19 protein-coding genes are annotated in these 17399 nt (G+C 53.5%); 10 read left to right on the top strand and 9 right to left on the bottom strand.

Annotated elements, in window-relative coordinates:
- Positions 1–97 precede the first annotated feature (97 nt).
- The 3 genes from pat to trxC all read right to left on the bottom strand — a co-directional run bounded on the left by pat (position 98) and on the right by trxC (position 3985).
- Entirely contained in the window at positions 98–2761 is a 2664-nt protein-coding gene (gene pat / locus L3069_RS16980) for a protein lysine acetyltransferase (protein ID WP_038416529.1), read from the bottom strand.
- 35 nt (positions 2762–2796) lie between these two features.
- Positions 2797–3495: a tRNA-uridine aminocarboxypropyltransferase gene (gene tapT, locus L3069_RS16975; protein ID WP_038416528.1), complete on the bottom strand. Its 699-nt coding sequence runs from the start codon at positions 3493–3495 to the stop codon at positions 2797–2799.
- A 70-nt stretch (positions 3496–3565) separates the two neighbouring features.
- Positions 3566–3985, bottom strand: coding sequence for a thioredoxin TrxC (gene trxC, locus L3069_RS16970; RefSeq protein WP_003860733.1), 420 nt, complete (start codon positions 3983–3985; stop codon positions 3566–3568).
- A gap of 204 nt (positions 3986–4189) precedes the next feature.
- On the opposite strand from trxC, the gene L3069_RS16965 reads away from it, so the two are divergent.
- Positions 4190–5275, top strand: a complete 1086-nt coding sequence (locus tag L3069_RS16965) for a tRNA/rRNA methyltransferase (protein ID WP_023300740.1) — start codon at positions 4190–4192, stop codon at positions 5273–5275.
- A 39-nt stretch (positions 5276–5314) separates the two neighbouring features.
- Here L3069_RS16965 and ung read toward each other — a convergent pair whose 3' ends face one another.
- The gene (ung, locus tag L3069_RS16960) at positions 5315–6004 is read right to left on the bottom strand and encodes a uracil-DNA glycosylase (RefSeq protein WP_038416527.1); all 690 of its coding nucleotides are present in this window, start codon (positions 6002–6004) and stop codon (positions 5315–5317) included.
- A 314-nt stretch (positions 6005–6318) separates the two neighbouring features.
- Here ung and grcA point away from each other — a divergent pair, with 314 nt between their 5' ends.
- Positions 6319–6702, top strand: coding sequence for an autonomous glycyl radical cofactor GrcA (grcA, locus tag L3069_RS16955; protein ID WP_022649048.1), 384 nt, complete (start codon positions 6319–6321; stop codon positions 6700–6702).
- A 52-nt stretch (positions 6703–6754) separates the two neighbouring features.
- Here the strand turns inward: grcA and srmB are convergent, their stop codons facing one another.
- Positions 6755–8083, bottom strand: coding sequence for an ATP-dependent RNA helicase SrmB (gene srmB, locus L3069_RS16950; protein WP_022649047.1), 1329 nt, complete (start codon positions 8081–8083; stop codon positions 6755–6757).
- A gap of 132 nt (positions 8084–8215) precedes the next feature.
- On the opposite strand from srmB, the gene L3069_RS16945 reads away from it, so the two are divergent.
- Positions 8216–8953: a tRNA1(Val) (adenine(37)-N6)-methyltransferase gene (locus L3069_RS16945; protein WP_023306727.1), complete on the top strand. Its 738-nt coding sequence runs from the start codon at positions 8216–8218 to the stop codon at positions 8951–8953.
- Here L3069_RS16945 and nadB read toward each other — a convergent pair.
- Positions 8938–10557 (bottom strand): L-aspartate oxidase, encoded by a 1620-nt coding sequence (nadB, locus tag L3069_RS16940; protein ID WP_038416526.1) that lies wholly within the window; start codon positions 10555–10557, stop codon positions 8938–8940. The genes L3069_RS16945 and nadB overlap by 16 nt on opposite strands.
- A 425-nt stretch (positions 10558–10982) precedes the next feature.
- Between nadB and rpoE the strand changes: the two genes are divergently transcribed.
- From rpoE to L3069_RS16905, 7 genes are all read left to right on the top strand, one after another.
- On the top strand, positions 10983–11558 hold the full coding sequence (gene rpoE / locus L3069_RS16935) for an RNA polymerase sigma factor RpoE (protein WP_006176728.1): 576 nt from the start codon (positions 10983–10985) through the stop codon (positions 11556–11558).
- A gap of 31 nt (positions 11559–11589) precedes the next feature.
- Entirely contained in the window at positions 11590–12240 is a 651-nt protein-coding gene (gene rseA, locus L3069_RS16930) for an anti-sigma-E factor RseA (protein WP_022649044.1), read from the top strand.
- Positions 12240–13193 carry a sigma-E factor regulatory protein RseB gene (rseB, locus tag L3069_RS16925; protein ID WP_022649043.1) on the top strand — a complete coding sequence of 318 codons (954 nt, stop codon included), beginning with the start codon at positions 12240–12242 and terminating at the stop codon, positions 13191–13193. The genes rseA and rseB overlap by 1 nt, the downstream gene beginning before the upstream one ends.
- Positions 13190–13666: a SoxR-reducing system protein RseC gene (rseC, locus tag L3069_RS16920; protein WP_022649042.1), complete on the top strand. Its 477-nt coding sequence runs from the start codon at positions 13190–13192 to the stop codon at positions 13664–13666. The genes rseB and rseC overlap by 4 nt, the downstream gene beginning before the upstream one ends.
- A 431-nt stretch (positions 13667–14097) precedes the next feature.
- Entirely contained in the window at positions 14098–15327 is a 1230-nt protein-coding gene (locus L3069_RS16915) for a site-specific integrase (protein ID WP_039270062.1), read from the top strand.
- A gap of 117 nt (positions 15328–15444) precedes the next feature.
- Positions 15445–15591 carry a hypothetical protein gene (locus L3069_RS16910; RefSeq protein WP_169804636.1) on the top strand — a complete coding sequence of 49 codons (147 nt, stop codon included), beginning with the start codon at positions 15445–15447 and terminating at the stop codon, positions 15589–15591.
- A complete protein-coding gene (locus L3069_RS16905) occupies positions 15576–16043 on the top strand; it encodes a type II toxin-antitoxin system YafO family toxin (protein WP_039270064.1) in 468 nt (155 codons plus the stop codon). Before L3069_RS16910 ends, L3069_RS16905 begins: the two co-directional genes overlap by 16 nt.
- 78 nt (positions 16044–16121) lie before the next feature.
- Here L3069_RS16905 and xis read toward each other — a convergent pair whose 3' ends face one another.
- Genes xis through L3069_RS16890 form a run of 3 tightly spaced genes read right to left on the bottom strand, consistent with a single transcriptional unit; the run spans position 16122 to position 17386 of the window.
- Positions 16122–16406, bottom strand: coding sequence for an excisionase Xis (xis, locus tag L3069_RS16900; RefSeq protein ID WP_039270066.1), 285 nt, complete (start codon positions 16404–16406; stop codon positions 16122–16124).
- 46 nt (positions 16407–16452) lie between these two features.
- A complete protein-coding gene (locus L3069_RS16895; RefSeq protein ID WP_017692869.1) occupies positions 16453–16695 on the bottom strand; it encodes a DUF4060 family protein in 243 nt (80 codons plus the stop codon).
- Positions 16682–17386: a hypothetical protein gene (locus tag L3069_RS16890; RefSeq protein WP_039270068.1), complete on the bottom strand. Its 705-nt coding sequence runs from the start codon at positions 17384–17386 to the stop codon at positions 16682–16684. The genes L3069_RS16895 and L3069_RS16890 overlap by 14 nt, the downstream gene beginning before the upstream one ends.
- Positions 17387–17399: the final 13 nt, after the last annotated feature.

Here is a 17399-nt window from a genome sequence, read left to right as displayed (position 1 = left end):
CTTCTCTGTTCATTGAAGGGTTGTCTGTACCAGGCAAACAACATAAGCGGACAATGATACCCCAGTGCCGGGAAAAGTGGGTAACATTTCCAGCAGCTTACTCTTGTTTATCCGTCGAAGTCAGGCTGAGGGACAAAGAGACAATGCCTTCATCCAGCTGGATATCAACGTCAAAACCGAGCTTCCGCGCCAGGGTCACCATACCCCGATTATTTGGCATAGTAATGCCATTGAGCCGTGACAATCCGTGATCGCGCGTATAACCAATGAGTTTTTCGAGCAGCCGTCTGCCCAAACCCAAACCTTTAAGATCGGAACGCACCAGTACGGCAAACTCCGCATCCACGTTATCCGGGTCGGAAATGGCACGCGTCACGCCGAGGATCTCTTCTCCCTCTGCGGAACGGCGGACCGCCACAATCGCCATTTCTCGATCGTAGTCGATCTGGGTCATATTGGCTAAATCGTCGTGGGTAAATTCATTAATTTCGCTGAAATAGCGATAGTACAAATCTTCTTTCGTCACCTGCGAGATGAACGCTCGCAGCAGCGGCTCGTCTTCCGGCAGGATAGGGCGAAACAGTGCCCGCTCTCCATTTTTCATCTCCACCCACTCTTCCAGATGGAGAGGATAAGGACGAATGGCGAGACGGCTTTCCCGGTCACCGACAAATGGCGCAATTTCCAGCGTCACGTCGAGGGCAGTGAATTCATTTCCGGAAGCGAGGAGCGGGTGGATGTCCAGGCGCTGGATCTCCGCACAGTCAACAATGAGGTTGGAGACCTTCACCAGAAACTGGCTTAACCCGGCGATATCAAGCGGCCTCAGAGCGCTTCTGCCGCGGATTTTTTTACTTTTGATGGCCTGAATAACCAAATAACGCGCCAGGTTCATGTTTAGAGGTGGAAGCGCGACAGCCGCTTGTTCTTCTGGCCGCCATTCAACGCCGCCTTCACCCAGCATAATGAGTGGACCAAAAACCGGATCGTGTTCGACGACCACGCGCAGCTCCTGCGCACCTGCTCGGTTAGCCATGCTCTGCACCAGCAGGCCGTGGATCCGGGCCTGTGGCCACGTCATTTTAACGCGATCGATAATGGCATCCGCGGCCTGTTGTACTTCTGTCGCGGTGCGCAGATACAGCATGACGCCCTGAACATCCGATTTGTGCGGAATATCGGGGGAGCGCAGCTTCAGCGCGACCGGATAGCCAATCTGCTCAGCGATATGTACCGCCTCAGCGCTGTCACCGGCAATCCAGGTCGGCAGTGTTTGCATCCCATAGCTGCCAAGAATGGGTTGCACTTCATGCGTATCAAGCGAAGTGGCGCCCTCTTCGATGGCCTGTTGCAATAAACTGTGTACGTCCACCGAATTTGCTGTGAGGTTGCCCGGTAGGGCAGGCGTTTCACGCAGCTGCTTCTGGTTGCGGCGGTACTCAACCATATGCATAAACGCGGTTATGGTGCCCTCTGGCGTACGGTAGGTTGGCAACCCGGCTTCACTAAACAGACGTCGCGCTTCCTGCGAGGAGAACTCGCCGCACCAGTTGGTCAGCAGGGGGACGTATTTGCCGCGCGGATGGTTTCGGACAGCCTCAATCAGCGTTCGTGCACTTTCGCTGCCTGGCGCAACCGCGCTGGGCGAATGGATAATCATCAGCGCATCAAAGTCCTGGCTATCCAGCAAAATCGTGATCGCCTTAATGTAACGATCGCTGCTGGCATCATCGCGCAAATCGAGGGGATTATCGGGAACAACGCTTCCCGGTAACGCGTCCCGCAGGCGCTGGAGCGTCTCTTCACCCAGCGTGGCCAGCTTGCCGTTGCGTAGCCAGAGCTCGTCCAGCGCCAGGGCGGCGGGAGCGGCTCCGTTGCTGACAATCATCAGCTTTTCACCGCGCAGGGGACGCATGTGGCTCAACGTTTCGACGGCGGAAAAAAGCTCGTGCGTATCCTGTACCCGCAGTAAACCGGCGCGCTGGATCGCTGCATCCCATGCGGGATCCATCCCGGAATGGGATTGCAGCAGGCGCTGAGCCGCGGGGCTGCGCCCGCTTTTGATGACCAGAATCGGTTTATTACGCGATGCGCTACGCGATGCCGACACAAAACGACGGGCGTCACTCAGGTGTTCAAGGTAGAGCAGGATAGCGCTGGTTTTGCTGTCACGCGCCAGGAAATCCAGCAGCTCATCGACGTCAATGTCCAGGCTGTCGCCGAGGGCGATGAAATAGGAAAAGCCCATCTCACGCTGCTGCGCCCAGTCGAGGATGGTATTGGATACCGCTGCCGACTGTGAAATAAAGGCCAGTTTGCCTTTACGGATCGGAACCGGGGAAAAACTGGCATTCAGCCCTTGCCAGGGCGCAAGCAGACCGAGGCTATTTGGACCAAGAATGCGCATCTGGTAGCGGCTGGCGCAGGCCAGCAGTTCGGGCTGCTGTTCAGGAGGCGAGGAAAGAATAATGCAGGTTTTACAGCCTTTCTGACCGAGCGACTCAAGCAATTCGAGGTTTCGTTTCGCATGCGTACAGAGCACGGCGAGGTCGGGAACAAACGGTAAACTTTGCACGTCCGGCCACGCCAGCACCCCCTGTACCGCTTTATAAGCGGGCGTAACGGGCATGACCGGGCCGTTAAACCCGCCAGCCAGCAGGTTACGCATCATCAGATACCCTGCGCGGTCCGGTTTCATCGAGGCGCCAATAACGGCAATGGATTTCGGACGGAGTAGCGCTTCTAACCCTCTCTGGCTCATGCAGGCCTCCTGTGAATGCAAGCGACCTGATGATTTTAAACGCTTTCTGTCTCTGTTGCTGTGACGCTACCCTTATGAACGGTTTTTCCTGCCAGATAACGTTCGCGGAAGCAGGAGAAGTGGGCGCTTAATGCGCTGGCCGCCTGGGTATCGCCCGCCAGATCCAGTAGCGCAATGGCGACTTCAGCGGTGCAATATTGACCCTCGGCATGCGCTTCTCGTAAGCGATAGGCCGAAACCCGCGACAGATCGACGGAAATCACCGGCAGCGCATCAAGATAAGGGCTTTTGCGAAACATCTTTCTTGCTTCGGTCCAGGTGCCGTCGAGCATAATAAACAGCGGCGGCTTACCGGATGGTGGCGCCGTAAGCACCTGGCGTTGTTCGCCTGCATATGATGCCGGGAAAACGACCATGGGCTGATAGTCCGGGTTTGCCACCAGGTCAAGCAGAGCCTGAGGTGGCTCAGTGCGCGACCACTGAAACGCTGCGGTATTGGGCAGAATATCGGCGATCAAACGCCCCGTGTTGCTGGGCTTCATCGGTTCGGTATCGAACATGACCAGACAAAAGCGGCTTTTCGCCTCGCTCGGTGCAAGCGTTTCGCACAGACACACTTTCAGCGGTAAAAGGCAGCGCTGGCAGCGGCGAATACGATTGCCTCGGGCCAGAAAAGGGCGGGTTGCGCGCGCAAGGCGCTCGGCGCGTAATTGAAGTACAGCGTTATCAGTCATGGGCGAAAAGGCAGGAAAAAACCCATTTTCGCAGAGGAGAGAACGGGGCACAAGATGTGCCCCGTGAATGTTACAGGGATTCGTTTAACCAGCTGTCGAAAGGCGCCTTCGGTACTGCACCATTGAGCATGTCGATCACTTCCCCATTTTTGAAAATCATAATGGTTGGAATGCTGCGAATGCGAAAACGGGCGCTGAGTTCACGTTCCGCTTCGGTATTCACTTTAACAAAACGCATTTTCCCGCTGCGCTCTTCAGCCACGTCTTCGAAGATGGGCGCAAAGTTACGGCAGGGGCCGCACCACGGTGCCCAGAAATCGACCACAACCGGCAGATCGTCCTTGAGGAGTTTGTCCAGCGTAGCACCCGTCGCGTTAATGACATCGCCATCAAATAATTCGTGGCCACAACGCCCGCATTTCGCACCGTCATCCATCCGATCGTCCGGAATGCGGTTTAAAGCCTGACAGTTGGCACATACGGTATTCATAACTAACCTCTGATAGAGCCGTGGAACAACGGCAGAACGCCGATAATGTTTCTGATATGTTACATATTATCAGTGAGCCTGTATAAATCGACAACGCGTTTTATTCAATGGGAACAATAGTCACAGGCTTTTGTACGAAATTATGGCTATGAGCTTGCACATCGGGTAATCTGCGCGCTTCGCGCAGCGCTGGTGGAGAAAAGCATGAACGACGAAATGAAAAACAAAAGCGGCAAGGTCAAAGTGATGTATGTCCGCAGTGATGATGACTCTGATAAACGCACCCAAAATCCGCGTACCGGAAAAGGTGGCGGGCGTCCGGCGTCTTCTCGTGCAGACGGTGGCCGTCGCCCCGCCCGCGATGACAGAAATAACCGCGGCGATGACCGCAAACGTGATGACCGTAAGCGTGACGATCGCAAACGCGATGATTTTGTCCGCGACGGTGGATCGCCATGGCGTACCGTTTCGCGCGCGCCCGGTGAAGAGGCGACCGAAAAAGCCGATCACGGCGGTATCAGCGGAAAAAGCTTTATCGATCCGGAAGTGCTGCGTCGTCAGCGTGCGGAAGAAACCCGTGTCTACGGTGAGAACGCCTGTCAGGCCCTGTTCCAGAGCCGCCCGGAGTGTATCGTTCGCGCATGGTTTATCCAGAGCGTGACCCCGCGCTTTAAAGAAGCGCTGCGCTGGATGGCGGCGAACCGTAAAGCCTACCACGTGGTTGACGATGCCGAGCTGACAAAAGCGTCCGGGACTGAACACCACGGCGGCGTCTGCTTCCTGATCAAAAAACGTAACGGCACCACCGTGCAGCAGTGGGTCAGCCAGGCGGATGCCGATGACTGTGTGCTGGCGCTGGAAGATGTGGGTAACCCGCATAACCTGGGCGCTATGATGCGTAGCTGCGCGCACTTTGGCGTGAAAGGCGTTCTGTTGCAGGATGCCGCGCTGCTGGAATCCGGTGCGGCAATCCGTACCGCGGAAGGCGGTGCTGAGCATGTTCAGCCGATCACCGGCGACAGCGTGCTGGAGGCCCTTGAGCAATTCCGTAACGCGGGCTACACCATTGTCACCACCTCAAGCCGCGCCGCTACGCCGCTGTTTAAAGCGACGTTGCCGCGCAAAATGGTGCTGGTGTTAGGTCAGGAGCGCGATGGTCTGTCTGATGCGGCACTCTCCAGCGCTGACATGAGCGTTTCTATCGACGGCACTGGCAACGTTGAAAGCCTGAACGTATCCGTTGCGACCGGCGTGCTGCTGGCCGAATGGTGGCGTCAGAACAAGGCATAAGCCTTATATGTGCCGGGCCTGACCCGGCACATTCAAACCCTACTCACTCTCTGCCGGTAACACAGGCATCCAGTCAATCGGCTTTTCGCCACGCTTTTCCAGCCACTCATTCGTCAGAACAAAATGGTTACTGCCAAAGAAACCGCGATGCGCAGACAGCGGCGACGGGTGCGGTGCTTTCAGTACGTGATGGCGCTGACGATCGATAATCGCCCCTTTCTTTTGGGCATGTGAACCCCAGAGTAAAAACACGACGCCTTCACGATGCTCATTGATCAGGCTGATAACCTTATCGGTAAAGGTTTCCCATCCCAGACTGGCGTGGGAGTGTGCCTGACCCGCCCGGACGGTTAATACGGTATTCAGCAACAGCACGCCCTGGCGCGCCCAGCTTTCCAGATAACCGTGATTAGGGCGGGTGAAACCCGGAATCGTTCCTTCCAGCTCTTTATACATATTCAGCAGAGAAGGGGGAATGGCCACGCCCGGACGCACGGAAAATGCCAGTCCGTGAGCCTGCCCGGGACCATGGTACGGATCCTGCCCCAGTATAACCACCTTCACGTCGCTCAGTTCGGTGTAGCGAAAGGCGTTAAATACATCTTTCTGCGGTGGATAAATTATCTGGCCGGCCTGCCGTTCAGCCGCAACGGTACTGAGGGTATTAATAAAATAGGGCTGCTGCTTCTCTTCTGCCAGCACGTCATGCCAGGTTAAAGGTGTTGTCATCTCGCTCTCCTGCGAATTTCATTCTCTGCCTAGCTTACCTGCTAATGCCTGGTGAGCAAAATTACCCGCGGAAAAGCGGCTAAGTGTCTCAATTTATGTTGAAAACCAGGCAGGGTAAGTTGAATTGGTAAATCATTAAAATTGATCTAAAACAAAAAATTCAGACCACACTCTTTATGTGGTTAGTGATTTTGTTGATTTAAATCAATAAATCACCCGGGTCTGAATGTTATATATACACACAACAAACAATGGTTTTACCAATTGGCCGCAAAAGGCCAGCATCAGTTAATGTAGCCTAAGGGAGGCAACACATGATTACAGGTATCCAGATTACTAAAGCTGCAAATGACGATCTGCTGAACTCTTTCTGGCTGCTGGACAGCGAGAAAAATGAAGCGCGCTGTGTAGTAGCGAAAGCAGGTTTTGCGGAAGACGAAATCGTTCCGGTGAGCAAACTGGGCGAAATTGAATACCGTGAAATTCCAATGCAAGTGCAACCAGAAGTGCGCGTGGAAGGTGGTCAGCACCTGAACGTTAACGTCCTGCGTCGTGAAACGCTGATGGATGCTGTTGAGAACCCAGAAAAATACCCGCAGCTGACCATCCGTGTGTCTGGCTATGCGGTGCGTTTCAACTCTCTGACTCCGGAACAGCAGCGCGACGTTATCGCCCGTACCTTTACTGAAAGCCTGTAAGGTTTCAGCTTCGGGGGTGGAATAAAAAAGCCGGGAATGTCCCGGCTTTTTTTTACTCTTCAGTTTTTGTCTCTGGCGCAGCAGAACTTGGCTTACGGCGCTTACCAATATTTTTGGTATCGCGGTGGCGCTGCTTCACGCGCGGCTTCTCTTTTTCTTTCTCTTTTCTCTCAGCACGTTTCGCGAGCGCTTTCTTGGACGGTTTACCCGTCATTTTTTCACTCGGTGCACGTGTCGTCGGACGAAGTTCGTCAATCACACGAGCTTTTAGCGGCTCATCAACGTAGCGGCCAATTTTTTGGAGCAGCAGATGGTCGTGCGCTTCTACCAGAGAAATAGCAATCCCTTTGCGGCCCGCACGGCCGGTACGACCAATACGGTGCAGGTAAGTATCACCGCTGCGCGGCATATCAAAGTTGATCACATGGCTCACGTCCGGGATGTCGATCCCGCGCGCGGCAACGTCGGTTGCAACCAGCACATTCACGCGACCATCGGTCAGGCGCTTAATCCCTTCGGTACGCTTAACCTGTGCCATTTCACCTTCGAGATAGCAGTTGTTGATGCCAGCGTTGCGCAGCATTTCTGCCAGCTCATGCACGCGCTCGCGTTTACGTACGAAGACGATGGTACGGGTTGCTTCTTCCTGCTTCAGCAGATGTTTCAGCAACTCAACCTTATGCTCAAGGTTATCTGCGCGGTAGTACCACTGGTGGATCTTCTTACGCTCACGCGTCGATGGCGTAGCGGACACTTCCACCGGATCTTCCAGCAGACGTTCGGCGAAATCTTTAATGGCATCCCCTTCAAGGGTTGCCGAGAACAGCATTGTCTGGTTACGCCAGCGCGTTTCACCCGCGATGTGTTCGATATCCTGGGCAAAGCCCATGTCCAGCATGCGGTCAGCTTCATCGAGAATCAGCGTTTCCACCGCCCGGCAGTCGAAGTTCTCTTCTTTTATGTATTGCAGCAGACGGCCTGTCGTCGCGACAACGATATCCTGGTTTTCGCTGAACACTTCGGCGTGGTTCATATACGCTACGCCGCCGGTGATGGTCGCGATATCCAGATGGGTGTTCGCCGCCAGCTCACGCGCGTGTTCGGCAACCTGCATCGCCAGTTCACGGGTCGGGGTCAGGATCAAAATGCGCGGCGGCCCTGATTTTTTACGCGGAAAATCGAGCAAATGCTGCAACACAGGCAGCAAGTAGGCTGCTGTCTTCCCCGTGCCGGTTGGCGCAGAACCGAGCACATCGCGGCCCTCAAGCGCAGGCGGAATGGCCGCGGCCTGAATGGCGGTCGGGCGTGTAAAGCCTTTACTCTCAAGAGCATTGAGCAGGCTTTCATCGAGTTCAAGTTCGGAAAAAGTCGTTACAGTCATGTTCTACCTCTGTGTGGGGCGCTGATTATAGACGTTACGGCTGTAATCTTCATCTGTTTGTATGGATATCGCTTTTCGACCACTTCGCTTTCCCCTATGCTACTCCAGTTTCACACAGAAGGTTGCCCTGACATGTCTCAACTCAAAGCGCAGTTGCGCCGCGATGGTTTTACGTTTAAACAATTTTTTGTGGCGCACGATCGTTGCGCAATGAAAGTCGGTACAGACGGTATTTTACTGGGTGCATGGGCCCCTGTCGCAGGTGTAAAACGCATTCTGGATATTGGTACGGGCAGCGGACTTCAGGCGCTGATGCTGGCGCAGCGTACCGAAGAACACGTCACGATCGACGCCGTTGAGCTTGATCCTCAGGCGGCCCAGCAGGCAAGCGAAAACGCTGCCGATTCTCCGTGGGCAGAACGGATCAGGGTGGAATGCGCCGATGTCCTGACCTGGGCACCGGAGCAGACTGCGCGTTACGATTTGATCGTCAGCAATCCGCCGTATTTCACGCCAGGTGTGGAGTGTGGAACGCCGGAACGCGAGCAGGCACGTTACACCGGCTCGCTCGATCACAAGGCGCTACTGACCAGCGCGGCGGAACTCATCTCGGAAGAGGGATTTTTCTGCGTGGTCTTGCCCGAAAGCACGGGTAACACCTTCATTGAGATCGCTCGGGATATCGGCTGGAGTTTGCGTCTTCGTACCGATATTTCGGATACGGAAGGTCGCTTACCGCACCGTGTGTTGCTGGCGCTCTCGCCGAAAGAGGGGGAGTGCTTTACCGACAGGATGGTTATTCGCGGGCCAGACCAGCGTTATTCCGAAGATTACACTGCCCTGACCCAGGCCTTTTATCTGTTTATGTGAACCTGCGGCGTCAACACCGACGGGCCGGACGTTTCCAGCGGGTCGGGATAGTCCAGCGTATAATGCAGGCCACGACTCTCTTTGCGCATCATCGCACAGCGTACAATCAGCTCGGCAACCTGCACAAGGTTGCGCAGCTCCAGCAGATTATTGGAAACGCGGAAGTTGGCGTAATATTCATCAATTTCCTGCTGCAACATCATGATGCGGCGTAACGCGCGTTCCAGACGCTTCGTTGTGCGTACAATCCCGACATAATCCCACATGAGAAGCCGCAGCTCGTGCCAGTTATGCTGGATAACAACCAGTTCGTCCGGGTTCTCTACCCGACTTTCATCCCATGCTGGCAGGTGCGTTGTTGGACGTGCATAGGGCATGCGTTTGGTTATATCTTCCGCAGCCGACCACCCATACACAAGACACTCCAGCAATGAGTTTGATGCCATGCGATTCGCACCATGCAGGCCGGTGTAACTGACCTCGCCGATCGCATACAAACCATCCACGTCGGTACGACCATGATCGTCAACCATCACCCCGCCACAGGTATAGTGGGCGGCAGGCACAATCGGCACCGGATCGCGGGTTAAATCGATACCCAGACTCAGCAGCTTTTCATAAATCATCGGGAAGTGCTGGCGAATAAAGTCTGCCGGTTTATGGCTAATGTCCAGATACATACAGTCCACGCCAAGCCGCTTCATCTCGTGGTCAATGGCGCGGGCCACGATATCCCGCGGGGCAAGTTCACCTCGGGGGTCGAAGTCCGGCATAAACCTGGAACCGTCCGGTCGCTTGAGATACGCGCCTTCGCCGCGCAACGCTTCAGTTAACAGGAAGTTACGTGCCTGCGGGTGGAACAGGGCGGTAGGATGGAACTGATTAAACTCCATATTCGCTACGCGGCAGCCTGCGCGCCAGGCCATAGCGATACCGTCTCCGGAGGCGATATCCGGGTTAGTCGTGTACTGGTAAACCTTGGAGGCGCCGCCGGTCGCCAGCACAACGGCTTTAGCCTGGCAGGTTTCCACCTTCTCTTTATTCCGATTCCACACCCATGCGCCGACAACACGGCGCGTGCCGGGCAGGCCAATTTTATCGGAAATAATCAGGTCGACGGCGTTACTGCGCTCCAGCACCCGAATATTGGGATGGCTGAGGGCTTTGCTGACCAATGTGGTTTCAACCGCTTTTCCTGTTGCATCAGCAGCGTGCAGAATACGGCGATGGCTGTGCCCGCCTTCACGGGTCAGATGATAGCTCTCTTCACCATTAGGCTGAACCTGCGTATCAAACAGCACGCCCTGGTCGATAAGCCATTGCACGCAGTGGCGGGCATTGCTGGCGACAAACTCTGCGGCATGCTCATCCACGATCCCGGCACCGGCAATCAGAGTGTCTTCTACGTGTGAGGCAATGCTGTCCGTTTCATCAAACACGGCGGCAATACCGCCTTGTGCATAGAAGGTGGAACTTTCGCTCATCGGCCCTTTACTCAGCACGATTACGTTCTGATGTTCCGCCAGGCGCAGCGCGAGGGAGAGGCCAGCAGCACCGCTGCCGATAATCAGTACATCACAATGGAGTTCAGGCGTTGTATTCATGATGTTTGTTTAATTTACTAAACATGGTCTGGGCAGAATAGCATTGTGATGCGAGTTATCGCACGTTTTTTTTGAAGCGTGTTGCAATGACTAAACGGATGGCCGGAAGTTAAATCATCGCTAAATGACTGGAATTATTTTGCGAAGCAGATCGTTAGCTTCAGATTTTGTGGTGAAATAAAGCCTGTGTTGCGTTACTCTTCTGACGATAAAGTTAATGATTCTTGTCAGAAAGCGGGTGCGTATCGTGAACAGACTTATAATGAGAGAAAATGAACGGTCTGCGGCGCGATGAACAAAAACAAAGGCGTTACGGAACTTATTGAAGAACAGACGCTCTAATTCGGTGCTTGCTCAAAGTGCAATGTTGTTAGAGTGGCGTTTCGATAACGCGTGGAATTTGGTTTGGGGAGACATTACCTCGGATGAGCGAGCAGTTAACGGACCAGGTCCTGGTTGAACGGGTCCAGAAGGGAGATCAGAAAGCTTTTAACCTACTGGTGGTGCGCTACCAGCATAAGGTAGCGAGTCTGGTTTCCCGCTATGTACCGTCAGGCGATGTTCCTGATGTGGTACAAGAGTCTTTTATTAAGGCCTATCGCGCGCTGGATTCATTCCGGGGGGATAGTGCTTTTTATACCTGGCTGTATCGTATTGCAGTCAATACGGCTAAGAATTATTTGGTTGCTCAGGGGCGTCGTCCGCCTTCAAGTGATGTTGACGCTATCGATGCAGAAAACTTCGAAAGTGGCGGCGCGCTGAAAGAAATTTCGAACCCTGAGAACTTAATGTTGTCAGAAGAACTGAGACAAATCGTTTTTCGCACGATCGAGTCGCTCCCGGAAGATTTACGCATGGCAATTACGTTACGGGAGCTGGATGGCCTAAGCTATGAAGAGATAGCCGCCATCATGGATTGTCCGGTCGGCACGGTTCGTTCACGAATTTTCCGTGCGCGAGAAGCCATTGATAATAAAGTTCAACCGCTTATCAGGCGTTGACGATAGCGGGATACTGGAAAAGGTATTAGGCATGCAGAAAGAAAAACTTTCCGCTTTAATGGATGGTGAAATGCTGGATAGTGAGCTGCTCGATGAGTTGTCTCATTCTCCCGAAATGCAACAGACCTGGGAGAACTATCATCTTATCCGCGACACTCTGCGGGGTGATACCAGCGATGTTCTCCATTTCGATATCTCAGCACGCGTTATGGCGGCCATTGAGAACGAACCTGTTCATCAGACCACGCCGCTTATTCCTGAAGCGCAGCCTGCACCTCACCAATGGCAGAAAATGCCGTTCTGGCACAAGGTGCGTCCATGGGCCAGCCAGCTCACCCAGATGGGAGTCGCTGCGTGTGTATCGCTTGCAGTTATCGTTGGGGTCCAGCACTATAATACCCAGTCTGAAGCCAGTCAGCAGCCTGAAGCGCCAGTGTTCAATACGCTGCCGATGATGGGTAAAGCCAGTCCGGTTAGCCTGGGCGTACCGGCAGATGCCTCCGCAAGCGGCGGACAGCAACAGCAGGTACAGGAGCAGCGTCGTCGCATTAATGCGATGTTGCAGGATTACGAGTTGCAGCGTCGTCTGCACTCCGAGCAGCTTCAGTTTGAGCAGGCCCAAACCCAGCAGGCTGCTGTGCAGGTGCCAGGAAACCAAACTTTAGGAACGCAATCGCAGTAATGAAGCAACTTTGGTTCGCCATGTCTTTGATGGCGGGTAGCCTGTTCTTCTCTGCTAACGCCTCGGCTGATGTTTCATCCGGGGCGTTGTTGCAGCAAATGAATCTGGCCAGCCAGTCACTCAATTACGAGTTGGCATTTATTAGCATCAATAAGCAGGGTGTCGAATCGTTACGCTATCGCCACGCCCGCCTTGATAATCAGCCGCTCGCCCAGCTTTTACAGATGGATGGCCCGCGTCGGGAAGTGGTCCAGCGTGGGAACGAAATCAGTTATTTCGAGCCAGGCCTTGAGCCGTTTACGCTCAATGGTGACTACATCGTTGATTCCCTGCCATCGCTCATTTACACCGATTTTAAACGTCTCGCCCCCTACTATGATTTTATCTCGGTGGGGCGAACGCGTATTGCCGACAGGTTGTGCGAAGTGATCCGCGTAGTCGCGCGGGATGGGACACGTTACAGCTATATCGTCTGGATTGACGCAGAGACGAAGCTGCCGATGCGCGTTGATCTGCTCGATCGCGACGGTGAAACGCTGGAGCAGTTCCGCGTGATCTCCTTCGACGTGAACGGTCAGGTTGGCAACAGTATGCAGAATCTGGCCAAAGCCAGCCTGCCGCCTTTGCTTTCCGTACCTGCCGGCGATTCTGTCAATTTCAACTGGGTACCTTCCTGGATCCCGCAAGGATTCAGCGAAGTATCCAGCAGCCGTCGCCAGCTGCCGACTATCGAAACACCGGTTGAGTCGCGCCTCTATTCCGATGGGCTATTTAGCTTCTCGGTGAATATCAATCGCGCTACGGCGAACAGTTCCGAACAGATGCTCCGTACCGGTCGCCGGACGGTTAGCACGACGGTACGCGATAATGCGGAAATTACCATTGTTGGTGAATTACCGCCGCCAACAGCAAAACGTATTTCAGACAGCATTAAATTCAGGGCTGCGCAATGATTAAAGAGTGGGCGACGGTCGTATCCTGGCAGGATGGCGTAGCGCTTGTCAGCTGTGACGTTAAAGCATCATGCAGCAGCTGCGCTTCGCGAGCCGGTTGCGGCAGCCGCGTATTGAATAAGCTGGGGCCGCAAACGTCGCACACTATTGCTGTGTCGAGCGATCAGCCGCTGGTGGCAGGGCAAAAAGTGGAGCTCGGCATCGCTGAAGGCAGCCTGCTCACTTCCGCCATACTGGTTTACCTCTCTCCGCTCGCCGGACTGTTTGTGATGGGCGGGGTTTTCCAGATGCTGTTCGGCACAGATTTGGCCGCCATGTGCGGTGCCGCCTTGGGCGGTGTGGGCGGGTTCTGGCTTGCTAAAGGCGTTTCCCCAAGGCTTACCGCCCGGGAAGCCTGGCAGCCCGTCATTCTCAGCGTTGCACTGGCACCCGACCAACTTCGTGTTGAGACGCTCTCTTCTGAGGCCCGGTGATCTGCCGGGCTTTATTATTATTTACATCGCAATAAAGTAAACGCCGTCTCTTCGCGCTATACCTGACTCTAAGTGCATTTCCAGCAGACGAGGTTGTAGTGTAGAATGCTGCGTTTTCGCACTGAAAAACGTCAGGCTAAGAACAGCGGCCTCCAGGAATTCGTAAGGCATAATTATTTAACTATATGAAGAACATACGTAACTTTTCGATCATTGCTCACATCGATAATTGATACCCCGCCAGCCTCCGCAAACCTCCGACAAAAACGCCTCAAGATCCCCATCAAATCAGCCTTTCCAAAAATTATACTGTTTGCATGTACAGTCAACCTGCGACATCATAAGTCATGGTTTTTGTGTCCACCAGCGCGTCCATATCCTATGATGGACACATTACCTCCCGTTCTGATGGACACACGCAGGGATAAATCATGGCTATTTCAGATAGTTATCTAAAGTCGTGCCTTGGGCGCGAACGAGACAAAGTTGAAGAAAAGGCAGATCGGGATGGTCTGTGGGTGCGCATCTCCAAAAAGGGGGCCGTTACTTTTTTCTACCGATTCCGCTTCCTGGGCAAACAGGACAAGATGACGATCGGCAGCTATCCGGAGTTTGGATTAAAAGCCGCGCGCGATGAAGTCGCTAAGTGGGCTGCTATTCTTGCCCGTGGCGAAAATCCACGGATCAGGCAAAGCCTCGACAAAGCCAAGATTAGCAGTCAGTACACCTTCGAAGAGCTGTTTCGCGAATGGCATTCAATGGTGTGCGTTCAGAAAGAAACGGCAGGGCAGATTCTACGTACATTCGAACTGCACGTTTTCCCCAAGCTCGGGAAATACCCTGCGCATCAGCTCACGCTGCACAACTGGCTCACTGTCCTTGACCGATTGGCCCAGGGGTACAGCGAGATCACCCGGCGCGTAATCAGCAACGGCCGACAGTGTTATTCCTGGGCAGTGAAACGGCAGCTGCTTGAAGTTAACCCGCTGTCAGAAATGTCTGGGCGTGATTTCGGCATCCAGAAACAAATGGGTGAGCGAACCCTGGACCGCAAAGAACTGGCTATTGTCTGGCGAGCCATTGAGGATTCCCGCCTCATTGAGCGAAACAAGATCCTCTATAAATTGTCACTAATATGGGCGTGCAGGGTCGGCGAACTCCGGCAGGCTGAAGTAGCACATTTTGATTTTGAAGAAGGGATCTGGACTGTTCCATGGGAAAACCACAAGACAGGGCGGAAGACAAAGAAACCGATAATTCGACCTATCATCCCGGAAATGCTCCCGCTGATAAAACGGGCAATTGAGCTGGCGCCAGGACGCTTTGTTTTTTCAAAATATGAAGACAAGCCGATGAGCGAAGGCTTCCATATGAGCATCAGCAGCAACCTGGTTAAGTTCATGCTTAAGGCTTATAACGAGCAGGTCCCACATTTTACTATTCATGATCTGCGCAGGACTGCGCGAACGAATTTCTCCGAGCTAACCGAGCCGCATATCGCTGAGATAATGCTCGGGCACAAACTGCCTGGTGTGTGGTCGGTGTACGACAAGCACACCTATGTTGAGGAAATGAGAGTGGCATATAGTAAGTGGTGGGCCCGACTTATGAGCATCGTTGAGCCCGATATCCTGGAGTTCATGACACGTCAGGCTGGATGAATAAACAGGGACATTTTAGGACAACTTAAGACAACATAAGACAGTATGATGTTGACCCCGTATAACTGTGGTTATAAACTGACTCTACATCACTAAAGAGTGATATGGAGGAAGGGTATGACACAAAAACGCGAAGTTAGAACCAGTGACAAGCCGCGCCAGACTGTGCGTCGCTCAGCTGAGTATAAGGCGCGTCTGAGTGCAGCTTCTGCCATGCTGGCTGACAAAATGGAAGAGAAGCGTACTGCATGGGCTTCAAAATAAGCCGCTCCCAAGCGCTAACCGAAGTTATTACTCAGTTTCCAATCACTGAGCTTCCGATACAAGAATTCGAAGAGTATAAGCGGGAATGCATCAATTATGATGACGTTCCCGCTCCTGCCATTCAAATTCAACTGGCTCATCCCGCCCACATTGAAACTATTGGTCGTGACAAGCTCATGGAGCGTCCGGTCGAGGCTCGGGGTGAAGAGCTACATCATGTTCATATCTGGCAGGAAGGTTGTTGCTGGGAAGATGAGGATGGGCTTCTAGTGCAGTGGGCTTCAACAAGCGATAGTTACGTCGTCTATTCGTACTTTATTGACAGAGATAAGGATCATCACTTCTATGTCATTGACTATTGCAACGACAAAGCTCATGCGTTGATTGAAGACAAGCAACAAGTCGCAGAGTGGACCCGTCAAGCCCAAGAGTTCAGGATCCAAAATATTTAAAATTTGAAACCGCTGAAAGCCGATTGACTCAATCGGTTTTTTTATGCTTATCAATCAGCCCAGCAGTTTATTGAAGTTTCAAAAGTTCTCAGGTCGACGCAATTTTCCTAATTCATCCCTAACTAAATTCAGGTGAGACATCGGCTTGCGGGTAGCCCTGGACATCTCTTTTATCTGCCAGGCGGTGACTTTGGTTTTTAACCATTTGTTGGGGCCGCCCATATAGGCGCAATCCGGCTCAGGGAAAGGGTTCTCGTTTGGGGCTCTTTTCCTGTAGCGTTCGAGCGTACGCGGGGAAATACACAACTGGCCGCAGATATCTTTGGTGCTCATCAGCTCAAATTTATTCGTTGCTTTGCTCATCTTCGTTCTCCAATGGCCCCAACCGGGGCCATTTGATAATTCTTTATCAGGACGCCTGGCCGGGAAGGGCGCGCAAGCGGCGCATGCCTGTCATTGCCGTGGCCACATAGCTCGCCTTGCGGTTCACCACCTCAACCCAGACCTTCACGCCTTCAACCTTCACCGTGTACGTCTCTTTCATCTTGCTGCGCCCATAGTCGCCGTATCTTTGCTGGTGGGCTGCCAGAGCGATGTCGCATGCCTGACGCGCTAACGGGGACTGCTGGTTACCTCGGTTAATCAGTCGCATAGCCATCTCCTTCGATACGCTTAAACTCGATCACCCAGACCCATGGGTTTGCATACCAGCTGTCAGAACCGTAGATGGATTCCCACAGGTACTTAAATGCGCCCGTTGCCGTTGGTCTTCCGGTCATGTTGTGGCCTGCAATGCAGTCGTAACAGTCCTGGGAGTCAAAAAGTGCCTCCATATCGATGCCTTCTGCCTCTGCGTCCGTTTCGCTGATGCTATTCAGGCGCTCAACCCTTACCCCAGTGATTTCCAGCACAATGCGGGACGCCCAGCGCGGCATGTGGATGCTGGGTGTCCAGCGGACATCCTCAGCCGGCGGCACGTTCTCGTAATGAGTTGGAACATGCGCAGGGTAATTCGCGCGATAAAGTTTTAGATCCGGCGCGCTGGCTCCAGCCTCTGCCCACGTTTCCCGCACCCAAATGCGATCGCCGACAGCACCGTAAGGGCAGCAGTGCTCTTGAAAGAAAAGATGGCAATCGGAAATAAGTGAGTTACCTGGAACGAGGTCAGAAACGTGCACCATGCTTTCTAATTTTTTCGATGAAAACCAAAAATCTCCCGGTCGTGATTTCGATGGCTGCGGCTGCACCTTCATTATCCGGCGCGTCTGCGTCTTCCGGCCGTCGAGAATGGCGCGCACCATCTCAGCGTTAAAAATCATCCCGCGTTCGATAATTTTCGTCATGTTATTACCGGGA

Source organism: Enterobacter cloacae complex sp. ECL411, assembly GCF_021869665.1.
GTDB lineage: Bacteria > Pseudomonadota > Gammaproteobacteria > Enterobacterales > Enterobacteriaceae > Enterobacter > Enterobacter intestinihominis.
The sequence above is the reverse complement of the archived record's forward strand: the minus strand, read 5'-3'. Positions and strand labels throughout refer to the sequence as shown.